13 protein-coding genes are annotated in these 18,144 nt (G+C 66.4%); 7 read left to right on the top strand and 6 right to left on the bottom strand.

Annotated elements, in window-relative coordinates; genetic code table 11:
• The first annotated feature begins 27 nt into the window (after window positions 1-27).
• Window positions 28-1,527 (top strand): AMP nucleosidase, encoded by a 1,500-nt coding sequence (locus RIN79_RS07790; protein WP_309084072.1) that lies wholly within the window; start codon window positions 28-30, stop codon window positions 1,525-1,527.
• Window positions 1,528-1,533: 6 nt separating this feature from the next.
• On the opposite strand, the gene RIN79_RS07795 is transcribed toward RIN79_RS07790, so the two are convergent.
• A complete protein-coding gene (locus RIN79_RS07795; RefSeq protein ID WP_309084073.1) occupies window positions 1,534-2,436 on the bottom strand; it encodes an alpha/beta hydrolase in 903 nt (300 codons plus the stop codon).
• Window positions 2,437-2,672: 236 nt separating this feature from the next.
• Window positions 2,673-3,296, bottom strand: a complete 624-nt coding sequence (locus RIN79_RS07800) for a class I SAM-dependent methyltransferase (RefSeq protein ID WP_375165890.1) — start codon at window positions 3,294-3,296, stop codon at window positions 2,673-2,675.
• 198 nt (window positions 3,297-3,494) lie between these two features.
• Between RIN79_RS07800 and RIN79_RS07805 the strand changes: the two genes are divergently transcribed.
• Window positions 3,495-4,460: an endonuclease/exonuclease/phosphatase family protein gene (locus RIN79_RS07805; protein WP_309084152.1), complete on the top strand. Its 966-nt coding sequence runs from the start codon at window positions 3,495-3,497 to the stop codon at window positions 4,458-4,460.
• Between the two features lie 148 nt (window positions 4,461-4,608).
• On the opposite strand, the gene RIN79_RS07810 is transcribed toward RIN79_RS07805, so the two are convergent.
• Complete coding sequence (locus tag RIN79_RS07810) at window positions 4,609-6,315, bottom strand: electron transfer flavoprotein-ubiquinone oxidoreductase (protein WP_309084074.1); 1,707 nt, start codon at window positions 6,313-6,315, stop codon at window positions 4,609-4,611.
• 204 nt (window positions 6,316-6,519) lie between these two features.
• On the opposite strand from RIN79_RS07810, the gene RIN79_RS07815 reads away from it, so the two are divergent.
• Complete coding sequence (locus RIN79_RS07815) at window positions 6,520-7,107, top strand: hypothetical protein (RefSeq protein ID WP_309084075.1); 588 nt, start codon at window positions 6,520-6,522, stop codon at window positions 7,105-7,107.
• A gap of 55 nt (window positions 7,108-7,162) precedes the next feature.
• Window positions 7,163-8,029: a uracil-DNA glycosylase gene (locus tag RIN79_RS07820; protein ID WP_309084076.1), complete on the top strand. Its 867-nt coding sequence runs from the start codon at window positions 7,163-7,165 to the stop codon at window positions 8,027-8,029.
• A gap of 46 nt (window positions 8,030-8,075) precedes the next feature.
• On the opposite strand, the gene RIN79_RS07825 is transcribed toward RIN79_RS07820, so the two are convergent.
• Window positions 8,076-8,471 carry a hypothetical protein gene (locus tag RIN79_RS07825; protein WP_309084077.1) on the bottom strand — a complete coding sequence of 132 codons (396 nt, stop codon included), beginning with the start codon at window positions 8,469-8,471 and terminating at the stop codon, window positions 8,076-8,078.
• Between the two features lie 145 nt (window positions 8,472-8,616).
• Here RIN79_RS07825 and RIN79_RS07830 point away from each other — a divergent pair, with 145 nt between their 5' ends.
• A complete protein-coding gene (locus tag RIN79_RS07830) occupies window positions 8,617-9,426 on the top strand; it encodes a helix-turn-helix transcriptional regulator (protein ID WP_309084078.1) in 810 nt (269 codons plus the stop codon).
• Window positions 9,427-9,524: 98 nt separating this feature from the next.
• Here RIN79_RS07830 and RIN79_RS07835 read toward each other — a convergent pair whose 3' ends face one another.
• Together RIN79_RS07835 and RIN79_RS07840 are read right to left on the bottom strand one after the other, a co-directional pair.
• A complete protein-coding gene (locus RIN79_RS07835) occupies window positions 9,525-10,487 on the bottom strand; it encodes a DMT family transporter (RefSeq protein WP_309084079.1) in 963 nt (320 codons plus the stop codon).
• 87 nt (window positions 10,488-10,574) lie between these two features.
• Complete coding sequence (locus tag RIN79_RS07840; protein ID WP_309084080.1) at window positions 10,575-12,884, bottom strand: xanthine dehydrogenase family protein molybdopterin-binding subunit; 2,310 nt, start codon at window positions 12,882-12,884, stop codon at window positions 10,575-10,577.
• A gap of 134 nt (window positions 12,885-13,018) precedes the next feature.
• On the opposite strand from RIN79_RS07840, the gene pepN reads away from it, so the two are divergent.
• Together pepN and RIN79_RS07850 are read left to right on the top strand one after the other, a co-directional pair.
• Complete coding sequence (gene pepN, locus RIN79_RS07845; RefSeq protein ID WP_309084081.1) at window positions 13,019-15,664, top strand: aminopeptidase N; 2,646 nt, start codon at window positions 13,019-13,021, stop codon at window positions 15,662-15,664.
• Window positions 15,665-15,805: 141 nt separating this feature from the next.
• Window positions 15,806-18,133, top strand: a complete 2,328-nt coding sequence (locus RIN79_RS07850) for a PAS domain-containing sensor histidine kinase (protein ID WP_375165891.1) — start codon at window positions 15,806-15,808, stop codon at window positions 18,131-18,133.
• Window positions 18,134-18,144 lie beyond the last annotated feature (11 nt).

The raw sequence follows: 18,144 nt of genomic DNA on the forward strand, positions 1-18,144 counted from the left end.
CGCCACGCGAAGTCCCTATAATGGGACATGGACAAGCGAATCTACCCACAACCCATCGAGACCATCGCCAGCCCGGACCCGCTGCCGCGGCAATCCTTCACCGATCCGCGCAAGGCGGTGGCCGCGCTGAAGACGATCTACGAGCGGAACACCTCCTTCCTGCGCGAAGCCTTCATGCGCGTCGGCGAGACCGGCGAGAGCGATTGCCGGTACAGGGCCTTCTATCCGGAGATAAGTCTGTCGACCGCCTCCTTCGCGCAGATCGACAGCCGACTGGCATATGGCCATGTGCCGGCTCCCGGGACCTACAGCACCACCGTCACCCGGCCGGACCTCTTCGAGAACTACCTTGTCGACCAGCTCGGCCTTCTCATCCGCAATCACGGCGTGGAGGTGACCGTCGCCGAGTCGGAAACGCCGATCCCGCTGCATTTCGCCTTCCTCAAGGACACCTATGTGGAAGGCGCCATCGCCACGCATCTGAAGCGGCCGCTGCGCGACCTCTTCGACGTGCCGGACCTCAACTCGATGGACGACCACATCGTCAACGGCACCTATGAGCCCGGCCCTGGCGATCCGATGCCTCTTGCCCCCTTTACGGCGCAGCGCACGGACTATTCGCTGCACCGCCTTTCGCACTATACGGCGACGGTGCCCGAGCATTTCCAGAACTTCGTGCTCTTCACCAATTACCAGTTCTATATCGACGAGTTCTGCGTGCTGGCGCGCGAGCTCATGGCGGCCGGCGGGGGCGGCTACGAGGCCTTCGTCGAGCCGGGCAACATCATCACCAAGGCGGGCGACAGCACACCCCCCGACATGACGCTGTCGCGCCTGCCGCAGATGCCGGCCTATCACCTGAAGAAGCCCGGCCATGGCGGCATCACCATGGTCAATATCGGCGTCGGCCCCTCCAACGCCAAGACCATCACCGACCATGTCGCGGTCCTGCGGCCGCATGCATGGCTGATGCTCGGCCACTGCGCGGGCCTGCGCCACACGCAGGCGCTGGGCGACTATGTGCTGGCGCATGCCTATGTGCGCGAGGACCATGTGCTCGACGACGACCTGCCCGTCTGGGTGCCGCTGCCGGCGCTTGCGGAGGTGCAGGTGGCGCTGCAGGAGGCTGTGGCCGAGATCACCGGCCTTTCAGGCTACGAGCTGAAGCGCATCATGCGCACGGGCACGGTGGCCACGATCGACAACCGCAACTGGGAGCTGCGCGACCAACGCGGGCCGGTGCAGCGGCTGTCGCAGTCGCGCGCCATCGCGCTCGACATGGAATCGGCGACCATCGCCGCCAACGGCTTCCGCTTCCGCGTACCCTACGGTACGCTTCTCTGCGTCTCCGACAAGCCGCTGCATGGCGAATTGAAGCTGCCGGGCATGGCCACGGATTTCTACAAGCGCCAGGTGTCGCAGCACCTCAAGATCGGCATCCGCGCCGTCGAAAAGCTGGCGGAAATGCCGCCCGAGCGGCTGCACTCGCGCAAGCTGCGCAGCTTCTCGGAAACCGCCTTCCAGTAAGGCGCCTTAGCCGCCGCGGAAAAACGGGACGAGGGCTCGAAGCACCGCGTCCGGATTCTCCTCGGGCAGGAAATGGCCGCCCTCGACCGCTTCGCCGGAGACCTGCTCGGCCCATTCCTCCCATAGGGCAAGCGGCTTGCCCGTCCGTGCGGGAAAGCCGTTATGCGACCAGACGAAGTGGAGCGGCGGCTTGATCCGGCGCCCCGCCTTCCGGTCCGCCTCGTCGAGCGCGCGGTCCATCGTCGCCCCGGCGCGGTAGTCCTCGCAGAAGGCCCGGATCCGCTCCGGCTCGGCGAAGGCGCGGCGATAGGCCTCGAGCGCCAGCGGATCGAAGGTGCCGAGCGAGCCGGACTGCGACCAGGACGCAAGGGTCCATTCGACATAGGCGACGGGGTCGGCTGCGATCATGCGCTCCGGCAAAGGGTGAGGCTGCGCCAGGAAGGTCCAGTGGTAGGCCTTCATCGCCATCTCGGCATTGAAGCTGTCCCACATCTGCGCCGTCGGCACCACCTCCAGGATGCCAAGCCGCTCGATGCGTTCCGGCGCGTCGAGGGCGAGACGATAGGCGACCCGCGCACCGCGATCATGGCCAATGACGCTGAAACGCTGGTGACCAAGTTCCGCCATCGCCGCCACGAGCTCCCGTGCCATTGCTCGTTTGGAATAGGCCGCGTGATCGGCCGTGGGCGTCGGGATGAAGCTGGCGCCGTATCCGGGCAGATCGGCGACGACGCAGCGGAAATGCCGCGCCAGCCCCGGCGCCACCCTGTGCCAGGCGGCATGGGTCTGCGGATAGCCATGGAGGAGCAGAAGGGGCGGCCCCTCCCCACCGACGCGGCAGAACAGTTCGCCCGTGGCGCCGCGCAGGCGAAGGGCATCGAAGCCGGGGAACAGATCGCGTTCAGACATTTCGAACTCCCGTCAATGAAGCCGGAGAAAGCCCGTCGCATGAGAGCCGCTTTCCAGGAAGCGCCTCTGCGCGGCCACCTATCGGTCTCCGCGCCCGTTTTTTACCTCGTCGCCCAGAATCGCACCAGAACCCAGCCGTCGCTTACTTGCGTGCCTTCGTGGCGATCTCGGCGATCGGCTGGTCCCTTGAGCTAAGTTGCGCAGCTTCTCGGGAAACGGCCTTCCAGTCGCCGCTGCTACGCGTGCGCGGCGGTTCGGGAAAGCTGGTGGCGGCGCGTGATGCGGTAGACCGCCGCCGGCGGGACATTCAGCATGGCGCGGCCTATGCGCACGGCCTTGAGCCCGAGCCGGTCGAGAATCGGCCGGGGAATTGGGCAGCGGGGACCATAGGTGAACTGGTAGAAGGCCGCGCCCGGACGCATATGGACGAAGGCGCCGGCAAGGATCGCCATCACCTTGCGCGGGCTCATGGACAGAAGCGGCAATCCGCTCACCACCGCGCCCACCGGTCTGCCCTCGAACAACCCAAGCTGGCCGAGCCGCGTGGCATCGACCGACAGCACGCGGGCTTCGGGGAACCGGGCGCGCAGCATGGCCACGAAATCCGCCCCGAGCTCGACGATGGTCAGGTCGCGTTCGGCGACCCCTCGCCTGAGAAGGGCACGCGTGAAGACGCCGGTCCCGGCGCCGAGCTCGATTACCGGGGCCGAGCGGGCGGTGATCTCGCAGGTGATCAGGTCGGCAAGGGCCGGGCTCGATGGAGCGATCGCCGAGACGCGCAGCGGGTTGGAAAACCATGCGCGAAGGAAAGGCACCACGTCCGATGCTGTCGCGGTCTTCAAAGAATTGCAGCGCATCATGTGCCGGCCCCGGGAAGTGCCGGCAAGCTAGCGCCATTTTCGCGGGCCGGCAACTCGCCTCAAAGCTGCAGCGAGCGGGCGGGGCCCGCCGAGCCTCCTTCGATGACACTTCAAGCCGCCCTTGCCGCTGGCGCATTCGCGCCGTAACAAGCCGCCATGCCCAGCTCCAGCCGTCCGCGGCCGCTCGCCATCGTGACGATGGTGCTCGCGCTCCTCCTCTCCGCACCCTTGGTGCTCGGTTTCCTGAAAACCGTGCACCCGGCCTTCGACAGTTTCGCGCATTTCCGGGCGCATCTGGCCGTGCTGCTTGCCCTCGCCTCGCTGCCGCTCCTGTTCTTCCGGCCGTGGCGCGCGCAGGGCCTGCTGGCGTTCGCCTTGGCGGGGGCGGCGCTGACCACCGTGTTCGACCCCACCGGCCTGCGGCTCGACAGCAACGCGGCCGAACCCGCCCGTCCCGCGGCGATCTACCGCCTGCTCCATCTCAACCTGCGCTACGACAATTCGACGCCGAAGAAAGTGTTGTCGCTGATCGGCCGCTCGGATGCGGACGTCGTGACGCTCAACGAGGTCTCCGGGATGTGGGTGGACCAGTTGGCTTTCACCGGACAGGCCTATCCCTATCGCCTCATCTGCCCGCACCGGGCGCGCACGGGCGGCGTGGCCATCCTGTCGCGGCGGCCCTTCCTGCACTCGTCGCGGGCCAATTGCCACGACCGCGGCTCTCTCGCGGTCGCCACGATCAATTTTTCCGGAACGGCGGTGGATATAGTGGCGCTGCACCTCGCCTGGCCGTGGCCTTTCGAACAGGCCTGGCAAATCGGCAGCGTGACCCCCGTGCTGGAGCGGCTCGGCTCGACGGCGGTCCTTGCCGGCGACTTCAACGCCGCGCCGTGGAGCAATACCGCTCAGCGGCTCGCCGAGGCGGGCGGATTCTGGATGCTGCGCAATATCGGGCCGACCTGGCTCAAGCTGCCGCTACCCCACTGGCTGCGGCGCATCGCGGGCCTGCCGATCGACAACATCTTCGTCAAAGGGCTCGTCGAACCGCTCGCCACGAAGCGGCTCGAAACCGTCGGCTCCGACCACCTGCCGGTGCTGCTCGAATTCAGCCTGCGGCCGAAGCCGGCAACGCCCGAGGCGCTGCAGGCGAGTTTAGGGGAGTAGGGGAGTAGGGGAGTAGGGGAGTAGGGGAGTAGGGGAAGAAAATGGACGTCGCCGGGTTGTCTAGACAGTTAGACAATTAACGGTGGGGCAGGTACGATCCGTATCGCCTCATTCCCTTATTCCCTTATTCCCCTACTCCCCTACTCCCTCACATATTCTGATAGACCGGTCCCTCGCCGCCCTGCGGCGGAACCCAGTTGATGTTCTGGTTCGGATCCTTGATGTCACAGGTCTTGCAGTGCACGCAGTTCTGCGCGTTGATGACGAAGCGGGCATCGGCGGTTCTCGGCGCTGCGCCGCCCTTCTGCGCCGCGCCTGGGCCGCCGGCGAGGGAATTGCCCTCCGCGTCTACCCATTCATAGACGCCGGCCGGGCAGTAGCGCGTCGACGGGCCGGCATAGACGCCGTATTCCGACGCCTTCTGCAGTTCCATGTCGCGCACCCGCAGGTGTACTGGCTGGTTCTCCTCGTGGTTGGTGTTGGACAGGAACACGGAGGAGAGCCGGTCGAAAGTGAGCACGCCGTCCGGCTTCGGATAGTCGATCGGCGCGTGTTTGGCGGCCGGATCCAGCGACTCGTGGTCGGGTTTGCCGTGTTTCAGCGTGCCGAGCGGCGAGAAACCGAAAAGGCTGTTGAACCACATATCGATGCCGCCGATGCCGACGCCGAGGATCGTGCCGAAGCGCGACCAGAGCGGCTTCACGTTGCGCACCTTCCTCAGGTCGTGGCCGATATCGGAGCCGCGCCAGGCCTCCTCATAGGAGGACAGCTCGTCATGGGCGCGGCCGGCGGCGATCGCCTCGGCGACATGCTCGGCGGCCAGCATCCCCGACAGGACGGCATTGTGCGAGCCCTTGATGCGCGGGACATTGACCAGCCCGGCCGAGCAGCCGATGAGCAGGCCGCCCGGAAAGCTGGTGCGCGGCACCGACTGCCAGCCGCCCTCGGTGATCGCCCGGGCGCCGTAGGAAATGCGCTTGCCCCCCTCGAACGTGTCGCGGATCGCCGGATGCGTCTTGAAGCGCTGGAACTCTTCGAAAGGCGCGAGATACGGGTTCTTGTAGTTGAGGTGGACGACGAAGCCGACGGAAACGAGATTGTCGCCAAAATGGTAGAGGAAGGAGCCGCCGCCGGTGCTGCGGTCGAGCGGCCAGCCGAAGCTGTGCTGCACGAGCCCTCGCCGGTGCCTCTCCGGCCGCACCTCCCAGAGTTCCTTGAGGCCGATGCCGAACTTCTGCGGCTCGCGGCCGTCGGCCAGCGCGTATCGTGCGATGAGCTGCTTGGCGAGCGAGCCGCGCGCGCCCTCCCCGATCAGCACATATTTGCCGAGCAGCGCCATGCCCGGCTGGTAGGCGGGCCCGTGGGAGCCGTCCCGCTCTACGCCCATATCGCCGGTAACGACGCCGATTACGGCATTCGCGTCATTGTAGATCACGTCGGCGGCGGCGAAGCCTGGATAGATCTCCACGCCCAGCGCCTCGGCCTTGGCGGCAAGCCATTTGCAGACATTGCCGAGCGAGACGATGTAGTTGCCGTGATTGCTCATCAGCGGCGGCATCAAGAGATTGGGGAGCCTGAGCGAGCCCGCGGGTCCGAGGACGAGGAAATGGTCATGGGTGACGGGTGTCGTGAAGGGGTGGCCATCCTCACTGCGCCATTCGGGCAGGAGCCGGTCGATGCCGATGGGGTCGACCACGGCGCCGGACAGGATATGCGCGCCCACCTCGCCGCCCTTTTCCAGCACCACCACGGAAAGCTCCGGATTGAGCTGCTTCAGCCTGATCGATGCCGCAAGCCCCGCCGGCCCCGCGCCGACGATCACGACGTCGAACTCCATGCTTTCGCGCTCGCTCATCCAATCCCTCCGCTGATGCCGCCGGCCCTCTTGCGGCTATAACGCATAGCGGCAGGACATGAACAGTCCCGCATCCAGGCATGGCCGCGAGCTCCTGCTGTCTTTTGTCGCAGCAGGGGCTTCGCGGCGGGCGGATTCGGGCGTAGGCTGCCAATGTGCCCGCGGCGCTCGAACTGGGCCACGCCGGCATGCGGAAGGACCGCCATGGCGCGTGCTGCTCGCCTTCTTGCTCTTCTCGCCGGGCCGCTTCTCGTTGGCGCGGGGCCGGCGGATGACGGCCGCTGGCTCGCCGGCGGCTATTCCTTCTCGGACGAGCTCGGCGGCTTCCGCATCCTCGGCGTTGCCGGGACGGGCACGAAGGGCGACCCCATCGTGCTGACGCAGGAGCTCCATTCGGCCAGCGCCGTCATCCTCGTCATCCGCGCCGACGGCCCGCTTCCGCCGGCGGCGGAGACCGTCAGGGCCGGCATGGCCCTCCATCTGAGGCTTGAGACACTCAATGCGAGCGGGCTGGCCTGGGTCGAATTCTCACACGAGCTCCAGGCGCATCTGGGGGAGCCCAGCACCTATGGCGACGGGCTCTCCTTCGACCAGGTCTATGGGGAGGCCGGAACCGTCTCGGCCGACACGTTCGCCTCGTACGACCGCAATTTCGAGCCCTATGACCGGCTGCTCTTCACCGACGGGAAAGTCGATCCCAAGGAGACGGCGACCTTCGCGATGCTGATCACCGACCTCACACCCAGCTACAAATTCTATCTGGTGCAGGACCCGCGCATCCCCTTCTCCTAGGAGAGGGGCTGCTTCGCCCTTGCATTGTCCGCACGGGCGGGGAGATAAGGGTATCATGCCCGAGGCTCCGCTCGATCCCATTCGTCTCCGCGAACTTCTCACCTTCTACGCCGATGCCGGCGTAGACGAGGCTCTTGCGGAGGAGCCGATCAACCGCTTCGCCGAGGAGAGCGCAAGGCCTGCCGTGCGGGACGCGGCACCCGTCATGGCCGAGGAGAGAGCTGCGAAGCCCGGCTCCTCGACCGGCGCGCCGCCGATCGCCGCAAGGCCCGCCCCCGTGCCGATGCCGCCCGCCGCCGCCATTCCCGACGAGGCGCAGGCCGCCCGCGCTCGCGAGATCGCCCGCCAGGCGCGGACGCTCGACGAACTGAAGGCGATCCTCGCCGAGTTCGACGGCTGCAATCTCAGGTTCACGGCGAAGAACCTGGTCTTCGCCGACGGCAATCCAGAGGCCGACCTCATGCTGGTCGGCGAGGCGCCGGGGCGCGAGGAGGATCTGCAGGGGCTTCCCTTCGTCGGCCGCTCAGGCCAGCTGCTCGACCGAATGCTGGCCGCGATCGGCCGCGACCGCACGACGGCCTACATCGCCAATGTCATTCCCTGGCGCCCGCCCGGCAACCGCGACCCCTCGCCGCTCGAAACGGAAATCTGCCGGCCCTTCATCGAGCGCCATATCGAGCTTGCGGCGCCGAAGATCCTGGTCACCCTCGGCAATCCGTCGACCAAGCTGCTGCTCAACACGCAGACCGGGATCATGCGGCTGCGCGGCACGTGGTCGGTCCACAAGACCCAAGACGGGCAAGAGATCCCGACCATGCCGACGCTGCATCCAGCCTATCTCCTGCGCAATCCGGCGCACAAGAAACTCGCCTGGCGCGATCTTCTCGCCGTCAAGGTGAGGCTTCGGGAACTCAGCGCCTAAATCGGGAACCGGCCGGCTCAACGGCCGGCCGGTCTCTTCCTGGCCATCAGGCCGCTACCGGGGCGGTCCGCAGCGCCGCGAATTGCAGTGCAGCGAACAGGGCCACCGTCAACGCCTGGGCGGTGATGAAGAGCACGCCGAGCAGGTTGGGCGTGACCATGCCGGCAAGCATAATGGCGAAGCTCGCCATGACCCAGACCACATTGATCAATGCGATATCGAAGACGAGCAGCCGCGGCGCGGAATCGCGGCGCGCCGTCGCAAAGACGAGCGCCACGAAAGGCACCAGCGCTACCCCCGCCCAGAACAGGAGACCGGCGGGCAGTTGGAGAAGCGGGCCGAGCAAGCCTGCTCCGCCGATCATGAGGGCGGCGGCTGCGCCACTTACAAATGCGTCCGCCAGCAGTGCCTTGCGCAGAAAGGGAGAAACGGTGAGTGTCATTGTTCCAGCTCCTTGACCGGGTTGTGATCCCTGGCCGCGCTTTGCGCTGTCGGCCAGGTCATCGGCACCATGACCTGCTTGCCGGGCTCTGGCGACTACGCGGGAGGTAATCGTCTTTTGCCGCTGGCTCGGCTAGTTTGGCCTCATGCAAGACACGATCGAAAAACCTGCAGTGGAGCACCGCGTCGGCGACCTGCTGCGCGAATGGCGGCAGCGCCGCCGCCTCAGCCAGCTCGACCTCGCGCTGGAGGCGGGCATCTCGCAGCGGCATCTGAGCTTTGTGGAGAGCGGGCGGGCGCTTCCCTCCCGCGACATGGTGCTGAAGCTGGCGGACAATCTGGAAGTGCCGCTCAGGCAGCGCAACCGGCTTCTCCTTGCCGCCGGCTATGCGCCCTCATTTCCCGAGCGCCCGCTCGAGGACCCGGCGCTGAGACCGGCGATGGAGGCCGTGCGCCTCGTGCTCGACGGGCACGCTCCCAACCCGGCCATCGCCATCGACCGGCACTGGACGATGCTGGCGGCGAACAGCGCCATCGCGCCCTTGCTGGAAGGCATCGAGGACCCCTCCCTGCTCGCCCCGCCGGTCAACGCGCTGCGGCTCAGCCTGCATCCGAAGGGACTTGCGCCGCGCATTCTCAATCTGGAGGAGTGGCGCGCGCATGTGCTGGAAAGGCTGCGCCAGCTGAACGACCGGGTGGCCGATCCCGCGCTCGAAGCGCTCGAAAAGGAGCTTGCCGCTTATCCCGCGGGCCGAGGACCCAAGCCGCGGCCGAGCCCGACCAGTATGATCGCCGTGCCGCTCAGGCTGAAGCTCGGCGATGCCGAGCTTGCCTTCATCACCACGACGACCATCTTCGGCGCCCCGCTCGACGTGACGCTGTCGGAGATCGCGATCGAAAGCTTCTTCCCCGCCGACGAGGCGACGGCGAGGTTTTTAAGGGGAATAGGGGAATAGTCGGGCGGCACAACCAAGGTGCCGCCTCTGCCAATGTTGTCGAATTATCTAGACAACCCGACATTCCTCCAGTTTTCTTCCCCTACCCACCTACCCACCTACCCCTGCCCCGGCCGCACGAAGCGGCGTGCCGCGACGCGCTTTAAGCCAAGCTGCCTCTCGCGCCAGATGATAAAAAGCCCCGCCCCCACCACGATCAGCCCGCCCACCAGGGTGTAGAGCGTCGGTATGTCGCCGAAGGCGAAATAGCCGACCATGATCGCCAGCAGCATCGAGGTGTATTCGAAGGGGGCGATGGTGGACAGTTCCGCATGCCGGTAGCACTGGGTCATCAGCACCTGGGCGATGCCCCCGCATATGCCGGCGGCGGCGAGCGCGAGGAATTGCCAGGCCGTCAGCCATGCCCAGCCGAAGGGGATGGTCAGGAGCGAAACGACCGTGGCCGTGACGGAGAACCACAGCACGATGGTGGAAGTCTTTTCCGTCAAGACGAGCCGGCGCACGAGCAACATGGCAACGGCCGAGGCCGCTGCTCCAAGCAGGGTGGCGATGACGCCCAGCGCCTGCTCGGCGCCGAGCTCCGCGCCGTTTCCGGCAAGGAGAGTGAGGTTCGGCCAGGCGATGATCACCACGCCCGCAAAGCCGATGACCACCGCGCTCCAGCGGTAGATGCGCACGATCTCGCCCATGAAGATAGCCGAGAAGACCACGACCAGCAGCGGCTGCGCGTAGTTGAGCGTGACGGCGTCGGGAAGCGGCAGGCGCGTGAGCCCGAAGAAGCCGAGTCCCATGGAGGCAACCCCCACGAGCCCGCGCATCACATGGCCGACCGGATGGCGGGTCCTGAACGCAGTCGCGAGCTCCCGCTGCCAGACAAGCATCACGAGGATGGGGAAAATGGCGAAGAAGGAGCGGAAGAAGACGATCTGGCCGGCCGGCACCATGCCGGCGGCCTTGATCAGCGCCGACATGATCACGAAAATCGCGACCGACACGATTTTCAGGGCGATGCCGACCAGAGGCTTCGGCTCGATATCGATCTCCGTCGCCGCAACGGCCATGGCACCCACCTGATCAGGATTGCGGGAGGAGGCGGGGAGCGGCCGGCAAGAACCCGCCGCTCGCCGGAGCGCTGCTCCCCTGCAGCGTCACCGCGCCCCTTGCGCCTCGGCGATGGCCTGCCAGACGCGCGCCGGCGTCGTCGGCATCTCGATATGCTTGATGCCATAGGCGCGGTAGAGCGCATCCGTCACCGCGTTGAGCACGGCCGGGGTGGAGCCTACGGTGCCCGCCTCGCCCGCGCCCTTCATGCCGAAGGCGTTGGTGCTGGAGGGCACGTTGCGCGTCTCGAATTGGATGAGCGGCAGAATGTCCGCGCGCGGCATGGAATAGTCCATGAAGGTCGCGGTCACCAGCTGGCCGTCCTCCGAATAGATCGTGTCCTCCGTCAGGGCCTGCCCCGCGCCCTGGGCAATGCCGCCATGCACCTGCCCCTCGAGCAGGATCGGATTGGCCGTCGCGCCGAAATCGTCGACCACCGTATAGGCGACGATGTCGGTCTTGCCGGTGGCGGGATCGATCTCCACCTCGCAGATATGGGTGCCGTTGGGGAAGGTCGGCTCCGGCTGCTCGAAATCACCGAAGCCCTTGAGATCGGCGGGGTTCTGCGCGGCCTTGGCGATCGTGGCGAAGTCCATCGCCCGGTCGGTGCCGACGATCCGCGCTACTCCCTCGGCAAGTTCGATATCGGCGGGCGAGGCTTCCATCTCGTCGGCGGCGATCTTCTTGATCTTCTCGGCGAGGTCCTCGCCGGCGCGCGCGGCCGAGACGGCACCGATCGGAATGGAGCGGGAGCCGCCGGTGCCGCCGCCGCTCGCGAGCACGTCCGTGTCGCCCTGGTGCACATGGATCTTCGCCACGTCCAGATTGAGCTTCTCCGCCACGAATTGGGCATAAGCCGTCGCGTGGCCCTGGCCGTTTGACTGGGTGCCGATGGCAAGCGTGACCGTGCCGTCGCCGTTGAGCGTCAGATAGGCAGGCTCGGAGCCCGGAAAGGCGCAGGCCTCGACATAGGTGGCCATGCCGATGCCGCGGATGCGGCCACGGCTCTTCGCCTCCTCCAGCCGCGCCTCGAAGGAGGCCCAGCCGGCGCGCTCCATGGCAAGCGTCATGTGGCCGTCGAGTTCGCAGATGTCATAGACCCGCCCGCCCGGCGTTTTATAGGGGAACTGCTCCGGCTTGATGAAGTTGCGACGGCGCATCTCCTCGTAGGGAAGGCCGAGCTCGCGCGCGCAGGCATCCACCAGCTTCTCGATCAGGAAGGCCGCCTCCGGCCGCCCCGCCCCGCGATAGGCATCGACCGGGCAGGTGTTGGTGTAGACGCCCTTCACGGTCATATCCAGCGCCTGGATGTCGTAGACGCCGGTCGCCATGGATGCGCCGCCGATCGGGATATAAGGCCCGAACTGATGCAGATAGGCGCCCATATTGGCCAGCAGCTCGATGCGCAGGCCGAGGAACTTGCCGCTGCCGTCGAGCGCCATCTCGGCGGTCACGTAATTGTCGCGGCCCTGGCTGTCGGTGAGGAAATGCTCGTTGCGGTCGCTGGTCCATTTGACCGGCCTGCCAAGCCGCTTCGAGGCTTCCATCACCAGCGCATACTCGCGGTAGACGAAAGCCTTGGTGCCGAAGCCGCCGCCGACATCATAGGTCAGCACGCGCAGCTTGCTCGGCGGCATGCCGAACACGCCGGCCAGGATCCTCTGCATCGAATGGACGCCCTGGGTGCCCGTGGTCAGCACAAAGCGGTCCTCGTCGGGGCGCCATTCGGCGATGGCCGAACGGGTTTCCATGTAGTTGGCGACGAGGCGATTGTTGACGAAGGAGATCTTCACCACGCGGTCGGCTTCGGCGAAGGCCGCATCGGTCCTGGCCTTGTCTCCCAGATGGTAGAGGAAGGCCTGGTTGGTGCCGAGCTCGGGCCAGACCAGCGGCACACCCTCGTCCAGCGCGGTGGCGGTCGCCACCGCCGGCTCCTCGCTCTCGTATTCGACCTCGATCAGCTCGGCGGCGTCCTGCGCCGCGGTGCGCGTCTCGGCGACGATGAAGGCCACCGCATCGCCGACATAGCGGACCTCGTCGCGGCAGAGGATCGGTATGTCGCGGGTCGGCGGCGTCGTGCCGTCCGGCTGCTTCGGCGAGGCTTCGGTCTTCAGGTCGGCCAGATGGGCGGTGTCGGCGGCCGTCAGGATCAGGTGTACGCCCGGCGCAGCGCGCGCCGCCTCGAGCGAGCCGACGGAGAAGCGGGCCTTGGCCACCGGCGAGCGCAGTACGAAACCATGCAGCGTGCCGGGCGGCGTGATGTCATCCGTGTAGCGGCCCTTCCCCGTGATCAGGCTCTCATCTTCCTTGCGCAGCACGGATGCGCCCATGCCGAATTTCGGTGTCAGAACCGTCATGACGAGTTTCCCAGCGGGTGAGTGGAATATGGAAGCTTGGCGGTGGGAACAGTTTTGTCGACGGACTGCATCGTGTAAAGACCCAGCGTCGAAAAACTTGGGCCAAGCCGCGCCGGCCCGTCAGGAGAAGCAGCATGCGAACCGATACCGGCCAGGTGTTCCGCCTCGAAGACTACCGCCCGAGCGATTACCTCATCCCCGAAGTGGATCTCCTTTTCCGGCTCGACCCGGAGAAGACGGTCGTCACGGCAAAGCTCACGGTGGAGCGGCGGGAAGGTGTGGCCGCGGACGCGCCGCTTTCGCTCGACGGCGACGGGCTGTCGCTGCAGGAGCTGCTGATCGACGGCAAGGCGCCCGCCGCCGACAGCTATGCGGTTTCGCCCGACAGCCTGACGATCCGCAACCCGCCGCGCAGCCGCCGCTTCGAGCTGACCATCGTGACGAATATCGCCCCCGTCTCGAACAAAGCCCTGATGGGGCTCTATCTCTCGAGCGGCGTCTACTGCACGCAATGCGAGGCGGAAGGCTTTCGGCGCATCACCTACTACCTCGACCGGCCGGACGTGCTTTCGGTCTACCGGGTGCGCATCGAGGCGGACAGGAAGCAAGCGCCGCTCCTTCTTTCCAACGGCAACCCGGTGGAGCAAGGGGGGCTTTCGGACGGCCGGCACTATGCCGTCTGGCACGATCCGTTCCCAAAACCGTCCTACCTCTTCGCGCTGGTGGCCGGGGACCTCGGCGCGGTGCATGACAGCTTTGTCACCGCGTCGGGGCGCAAGGTGAAGCTCGGCATCTATGTCGAGCACGGCAAGGAGCCGCTCGCCGCCTATGCGATGGACGCGCTGAAGCGCTCCATGCGCTGGGACGAGGAGCGCTTCGGCTGCGAATACGACCTCGACGTGTTCAACATCGTGGCCGTCTCCGATTTCAACATGGGGGCGATGGAGAACAAGGGCCTCAACGTCTTCAACGATAAATATGTCCTGGCCGACCCCGAGACCGCGACGGATGCCGACTACGCCAATATCGAGGCGATCATCGCGCATGAGTATTTCCACAATTGGACAGGCAACAGAATCACTTGCCGCGACTGGTTCCAGCTCTGCCTGAAGGAAGGGCTCACCGTCTACCGCGACCACGAATTCTCCGCCGACCAGCGCTCGCGCGCGGTGAAGCGCATCGCCGAGGTGCGCACCCTCAAGGCACACCAGTTCCCCGAGGACCAGGGGCCGCTCGCCCATCCGGTCCGCCCGCGCCGCTACCGCGAGATCAACAATTTCTACACGGCGACCGTCTACGAGAAGGGATCCGAGGTGGTGCGGATGATCCGCACGATCCTGGGCGAGGCGGATTTCCGCGCCGGCATGGACCTCTACTTCAAGCGCCACGACGGGCAGGCGGTCACCATCGAGGATTTCCTGCGATGCTTCGAGGAGGCCTCGGGCCGGGACTTGACGCAATTTTCCCTCTGGTACCACCAGGCGGGCACACCCAACGTGACGGTCTCGACGGCCTACGATGCGCGGGCGAAGGAATACACGCTTGAAATCGAGCAGTCCGTTCCGCCGACGCCGTCCGAGTCGCGCAAGCGGCTGATGCATATCCCCCTCGCCTTCGGCCTCGTCGGACCGAACGGCCAGGACATGGACTATGACAGCGTCGAAGGCGCGACGGTCGAGAACGGCGTGATCCACCTGCGCAAGCGGCGGCACGTCGTCAAGTTCAAGGGCGTGAGCGCGCGGCCGGTGATCTCGCTTAATCGTGGCTTCTCCGCCCCCATCACGCTGTCGCTGGAGATGCGCCCGAGGGACCGGCTCTTCCTAGCCCGGCAGGACAGCGACCTCTTCTCCCGCTGGCAGGCGCTGAATACGCTCTTCACGGAGGCGCTCATCGAGGCTGCGACGCGCATCCGCGGCGGCAGGAAGCCGAGCTTCGATGCGGCGCTGCTGAGCTACCCGGCGGAGATCGCCGCCAACGACAACCTGGAAGCCGCATACCGCGCCCTGGCTCTGGCCTTGCCGGCCGAGGCGGACATCGCGCGCGAGATCGGCAGCAATATCGATCCCGACGCCGTCGCCGTGGCGCGCGAGGCGCTGCGCAGGGCGATTGCGGCGGAAGCCGAGGCCACCTTCGCAAAGGTGTACGACCAGCTGAAGGACGACGGCCCGTTCAGCCCCGACGCGGAAAGCGCCGGTCGGCGGGCGCTGCGCAACGTGCTGCTCGAATATCTTTCGGCAGGATCGGACGATCCGAAGCGCGCGTCGCGGCAATTCGACGAGGCGAGCAACATGACCGAGCGCGCCGCGGCGCTGACCGTCCTCGCGCACCAGTTTCCCGGCACCACGGCGGCGCAAAAGGCGCTTGCCGCATTCGAGGACCGATATCGGGACAACCCGCTGGTGCTCGACAAGTGGTTCGCCATACAGGCGACCATTCCGGGCGAGGCAACGGTCGAGCTCGTGCGGCGGCTGATGGCGCACCCGGCCTTCTCGCTCACCAATCCCAACCGCGTCCGCTCGCTGATCGGCGGGTTCGGCAGCAGCAACCAGACCGGTTTCCACCGGGCGGACGGGGAAGGCTACCGCTTCCTGGCCGAGACGATCCTGCGCATCGAGGGGCACAATCCGCAGGTCGCGGCAAGGCTTGCCGTCGCTTTCCGCTCCTGGCGCTCGCTGGAGAAGAAGCGGCAGGAACATGCCCGTGCGGCGCTGGCCAATATCGCCAGGCAGCCCCGGCTTTCGCGCGATCTGCGCGACATCGTCGAGCGTACGCTGGCCTAGCGGGGGCATCTTCGCCGCTTCGCGCGAATCAATTTTCGCGGCGGCCCCTAGACAAGGCGAATCGGCTTTGATTCCTTATGGACGATTCGCAGGTGCGCGTTCGCGGATCGGTCAAGCGTAAAAGAGAGAGGGGACCGCCGGATGGCGAGCGCGTTCGCGTGGGCAATGCCTGCCGCCCTGTTTTCCAGGCGCGGCAAGCCGAGGACATTCGGGACAGAGGTCGCGGGCAATGCGAAGATCATTGCCGCACCGGCCTATGAGCGTCTGCTCGCGGTCGAGCCCTATCTGCGCCGCGCCATCCCGGTGCTCATCGTCATCTTCCTGCTCGTCGTCGCCGCGGCGCGGCTCCTGACACTGCTCGACTGGCGCGACGATATCGAACGCGACACGAAGCGGCTTCTCGGCCTTGCCGCGCACAGCCTTGAACAGTCGGTGCTGCTCGCCGTGCCGGAAGGGACGCCCGACCCGCACACGGCCGAAGCGCTGATCGACCAGGCCGCCCGAATGACGGGAGAGGAGCGGGAATGGGTGCTGGCGCTCACGGATGCAAAATTTGTCGTGACCGCCACCACACCGAGGGGAGAGGAGTTGCGGGGACGGTCTCTGGAGGCAAGCGCCTGGGGCGGCCAGCCGCTCTTCATGTTCGGCGAACGGGCCGGGGTGCTGAGCGTCCAGATCGGCGGGGCCACGTGGTTCGCGTCCGTGAGCCTGCTTCCGGACGGGCGCGGGGCGGCTGTCGCCCTTGCAAAGCATGACCTTGTCTTCGCCGAGTGGCGCAGCACGGTCTCGCTCAATGTGACGCTCTTCGCGCTCACCGCCGGCGTGCTGATGGCGATCCTCTATGCTTATTTCAGCCAGGCGGCGCGGGCACAGGCCGCCGACCGCATCTATCTCGAGGCGCATCAGCGCATCGACCTTGCCCTGGTGCGCGGCAAATGCGGGTTGTGGGACTGGGACATGGCGCGCGGCAAGATGTACTGGTCCGCTTCCATGTACGAGATGCTGGGCTACGAGGCCGCCGACGTGATGCTTTCCTTCGGCGACGTGGCGAGCCTCATCCACCCCGATGACGGCGACCTTTTCGCCGTCGCCAACGGAATCGTGGCGCGCGAGATCGGCCATATCGACCAGATCTTCCGCATGCGCCATGCGGACGGGCAATGGGTGTGGGTGCGCGCCAGGGCGCAGGTCGTGGATCCGGATGCGTCGGAGATCCACCTGATCGGCATCGCCGTCGATGTGACGGAGCAGCGCACACTCGTCCAGCAGTCGGAGGTGGCCGACCAGCGGCTGCGCACGGCGATCGAGAATATCACCGAGTCCTTCGTCCTATGGGACGCCTCAGAGCGGCTGGTGATGTGCAATTCGCGCTATCTGAAGGACACGGGGCTCGACCCCAGCGAGGTGGTGCGCGGCCTCTCCCGGAAGGATATCGAGGCGCGGATGAATCCTGTGCGTTTCGAGCGGCGGCTGCCCGGCTCCACCGACCCGAGCGACGGCATCACCTATGAGCGGCAGCTCGCGGACGGACGCTGGCTCCAGGTGACTGAACTGAAGACGCGCGACGGCGGCACGGTCTCCGTCGGCACGGATATCACGCAGCTCAAGCAGCACCAGGAGAAGCTGGTGGACAGCGAGCGGCGCCTGATGGCCACGATCCACGACCTCTCCGTCGCCCGGCGCGCCGAGCAGGAGCGCGGCCAGGAGCTCGTCGAGCTCAACCGCAAATATATGCGCGAGACGGAGCGGGCGGAGGCCGCCAACAGGGCCAAGTCCGAATTCCTGGCCAACATGTCGCATGAGCTCAGAACGCCGCTCAACGCCATCATCGGCTTCTCCGAGCTGATGCAGCAGGGACTGTTCGGGCCGCTCGGCAGCGAACGCTACAAGGAATATGTGAGCGACATCTACGCCAGCGGCACCTATCTGCTCGGCGTGATCAACGACATCCTGGACATGTCGAAGATCGAGGCCGGCCAGTTCTCCATCCACCGCGAGATGATCGACCTCTCCCCGCTCATCCGCGAGACGATGCGCGTGGTGACCCTGCAGGCCAGCAAGAAGGCGATCGAGCTTACCACCGACATTCCCGACTCGGTCGCTCTCTTCGCCGACCGCCGGGCCGTGAAGCAGATCCTCATCAACCTGCTCTTCAACGCCGTGAAATTCACCGGGCAGGGCGGGAAGGTCACGCTGCGCGCGCGCAGGGTCGCCGGCTCGCTGATGCTGACCATCGTCGATACGGGCTGCGGCATCCCGCGCGAGGCGCTGCGCAAGCTCGGGCGTCCGTTCGAGCAGGTGGAGAACCAGTATTCGCGCAGCCACAACGGCTCGGGGTTGGGGCTGGCCATCTCGCGCTCCCTTGCGGAGCTTCACGGCGGCGCGTTGCGCATCCGCTCGGCGGAGGGCGTCGGCACCGCCGTCTGCGTGCGGCTGCCGCTACGCCCCCAGGCGAAAGCGGCGGCATAACGGCCCCGTTC

Origin of the sequence: Chelativorans sp. (assembly GCF_031180965.1) — a bacterium.
Classification (GTDB): Bacteria; Pseudomonadota; Alphaproteobacteria; order Rhizobiales; family Rhizobiaceae; genus Chelativorans.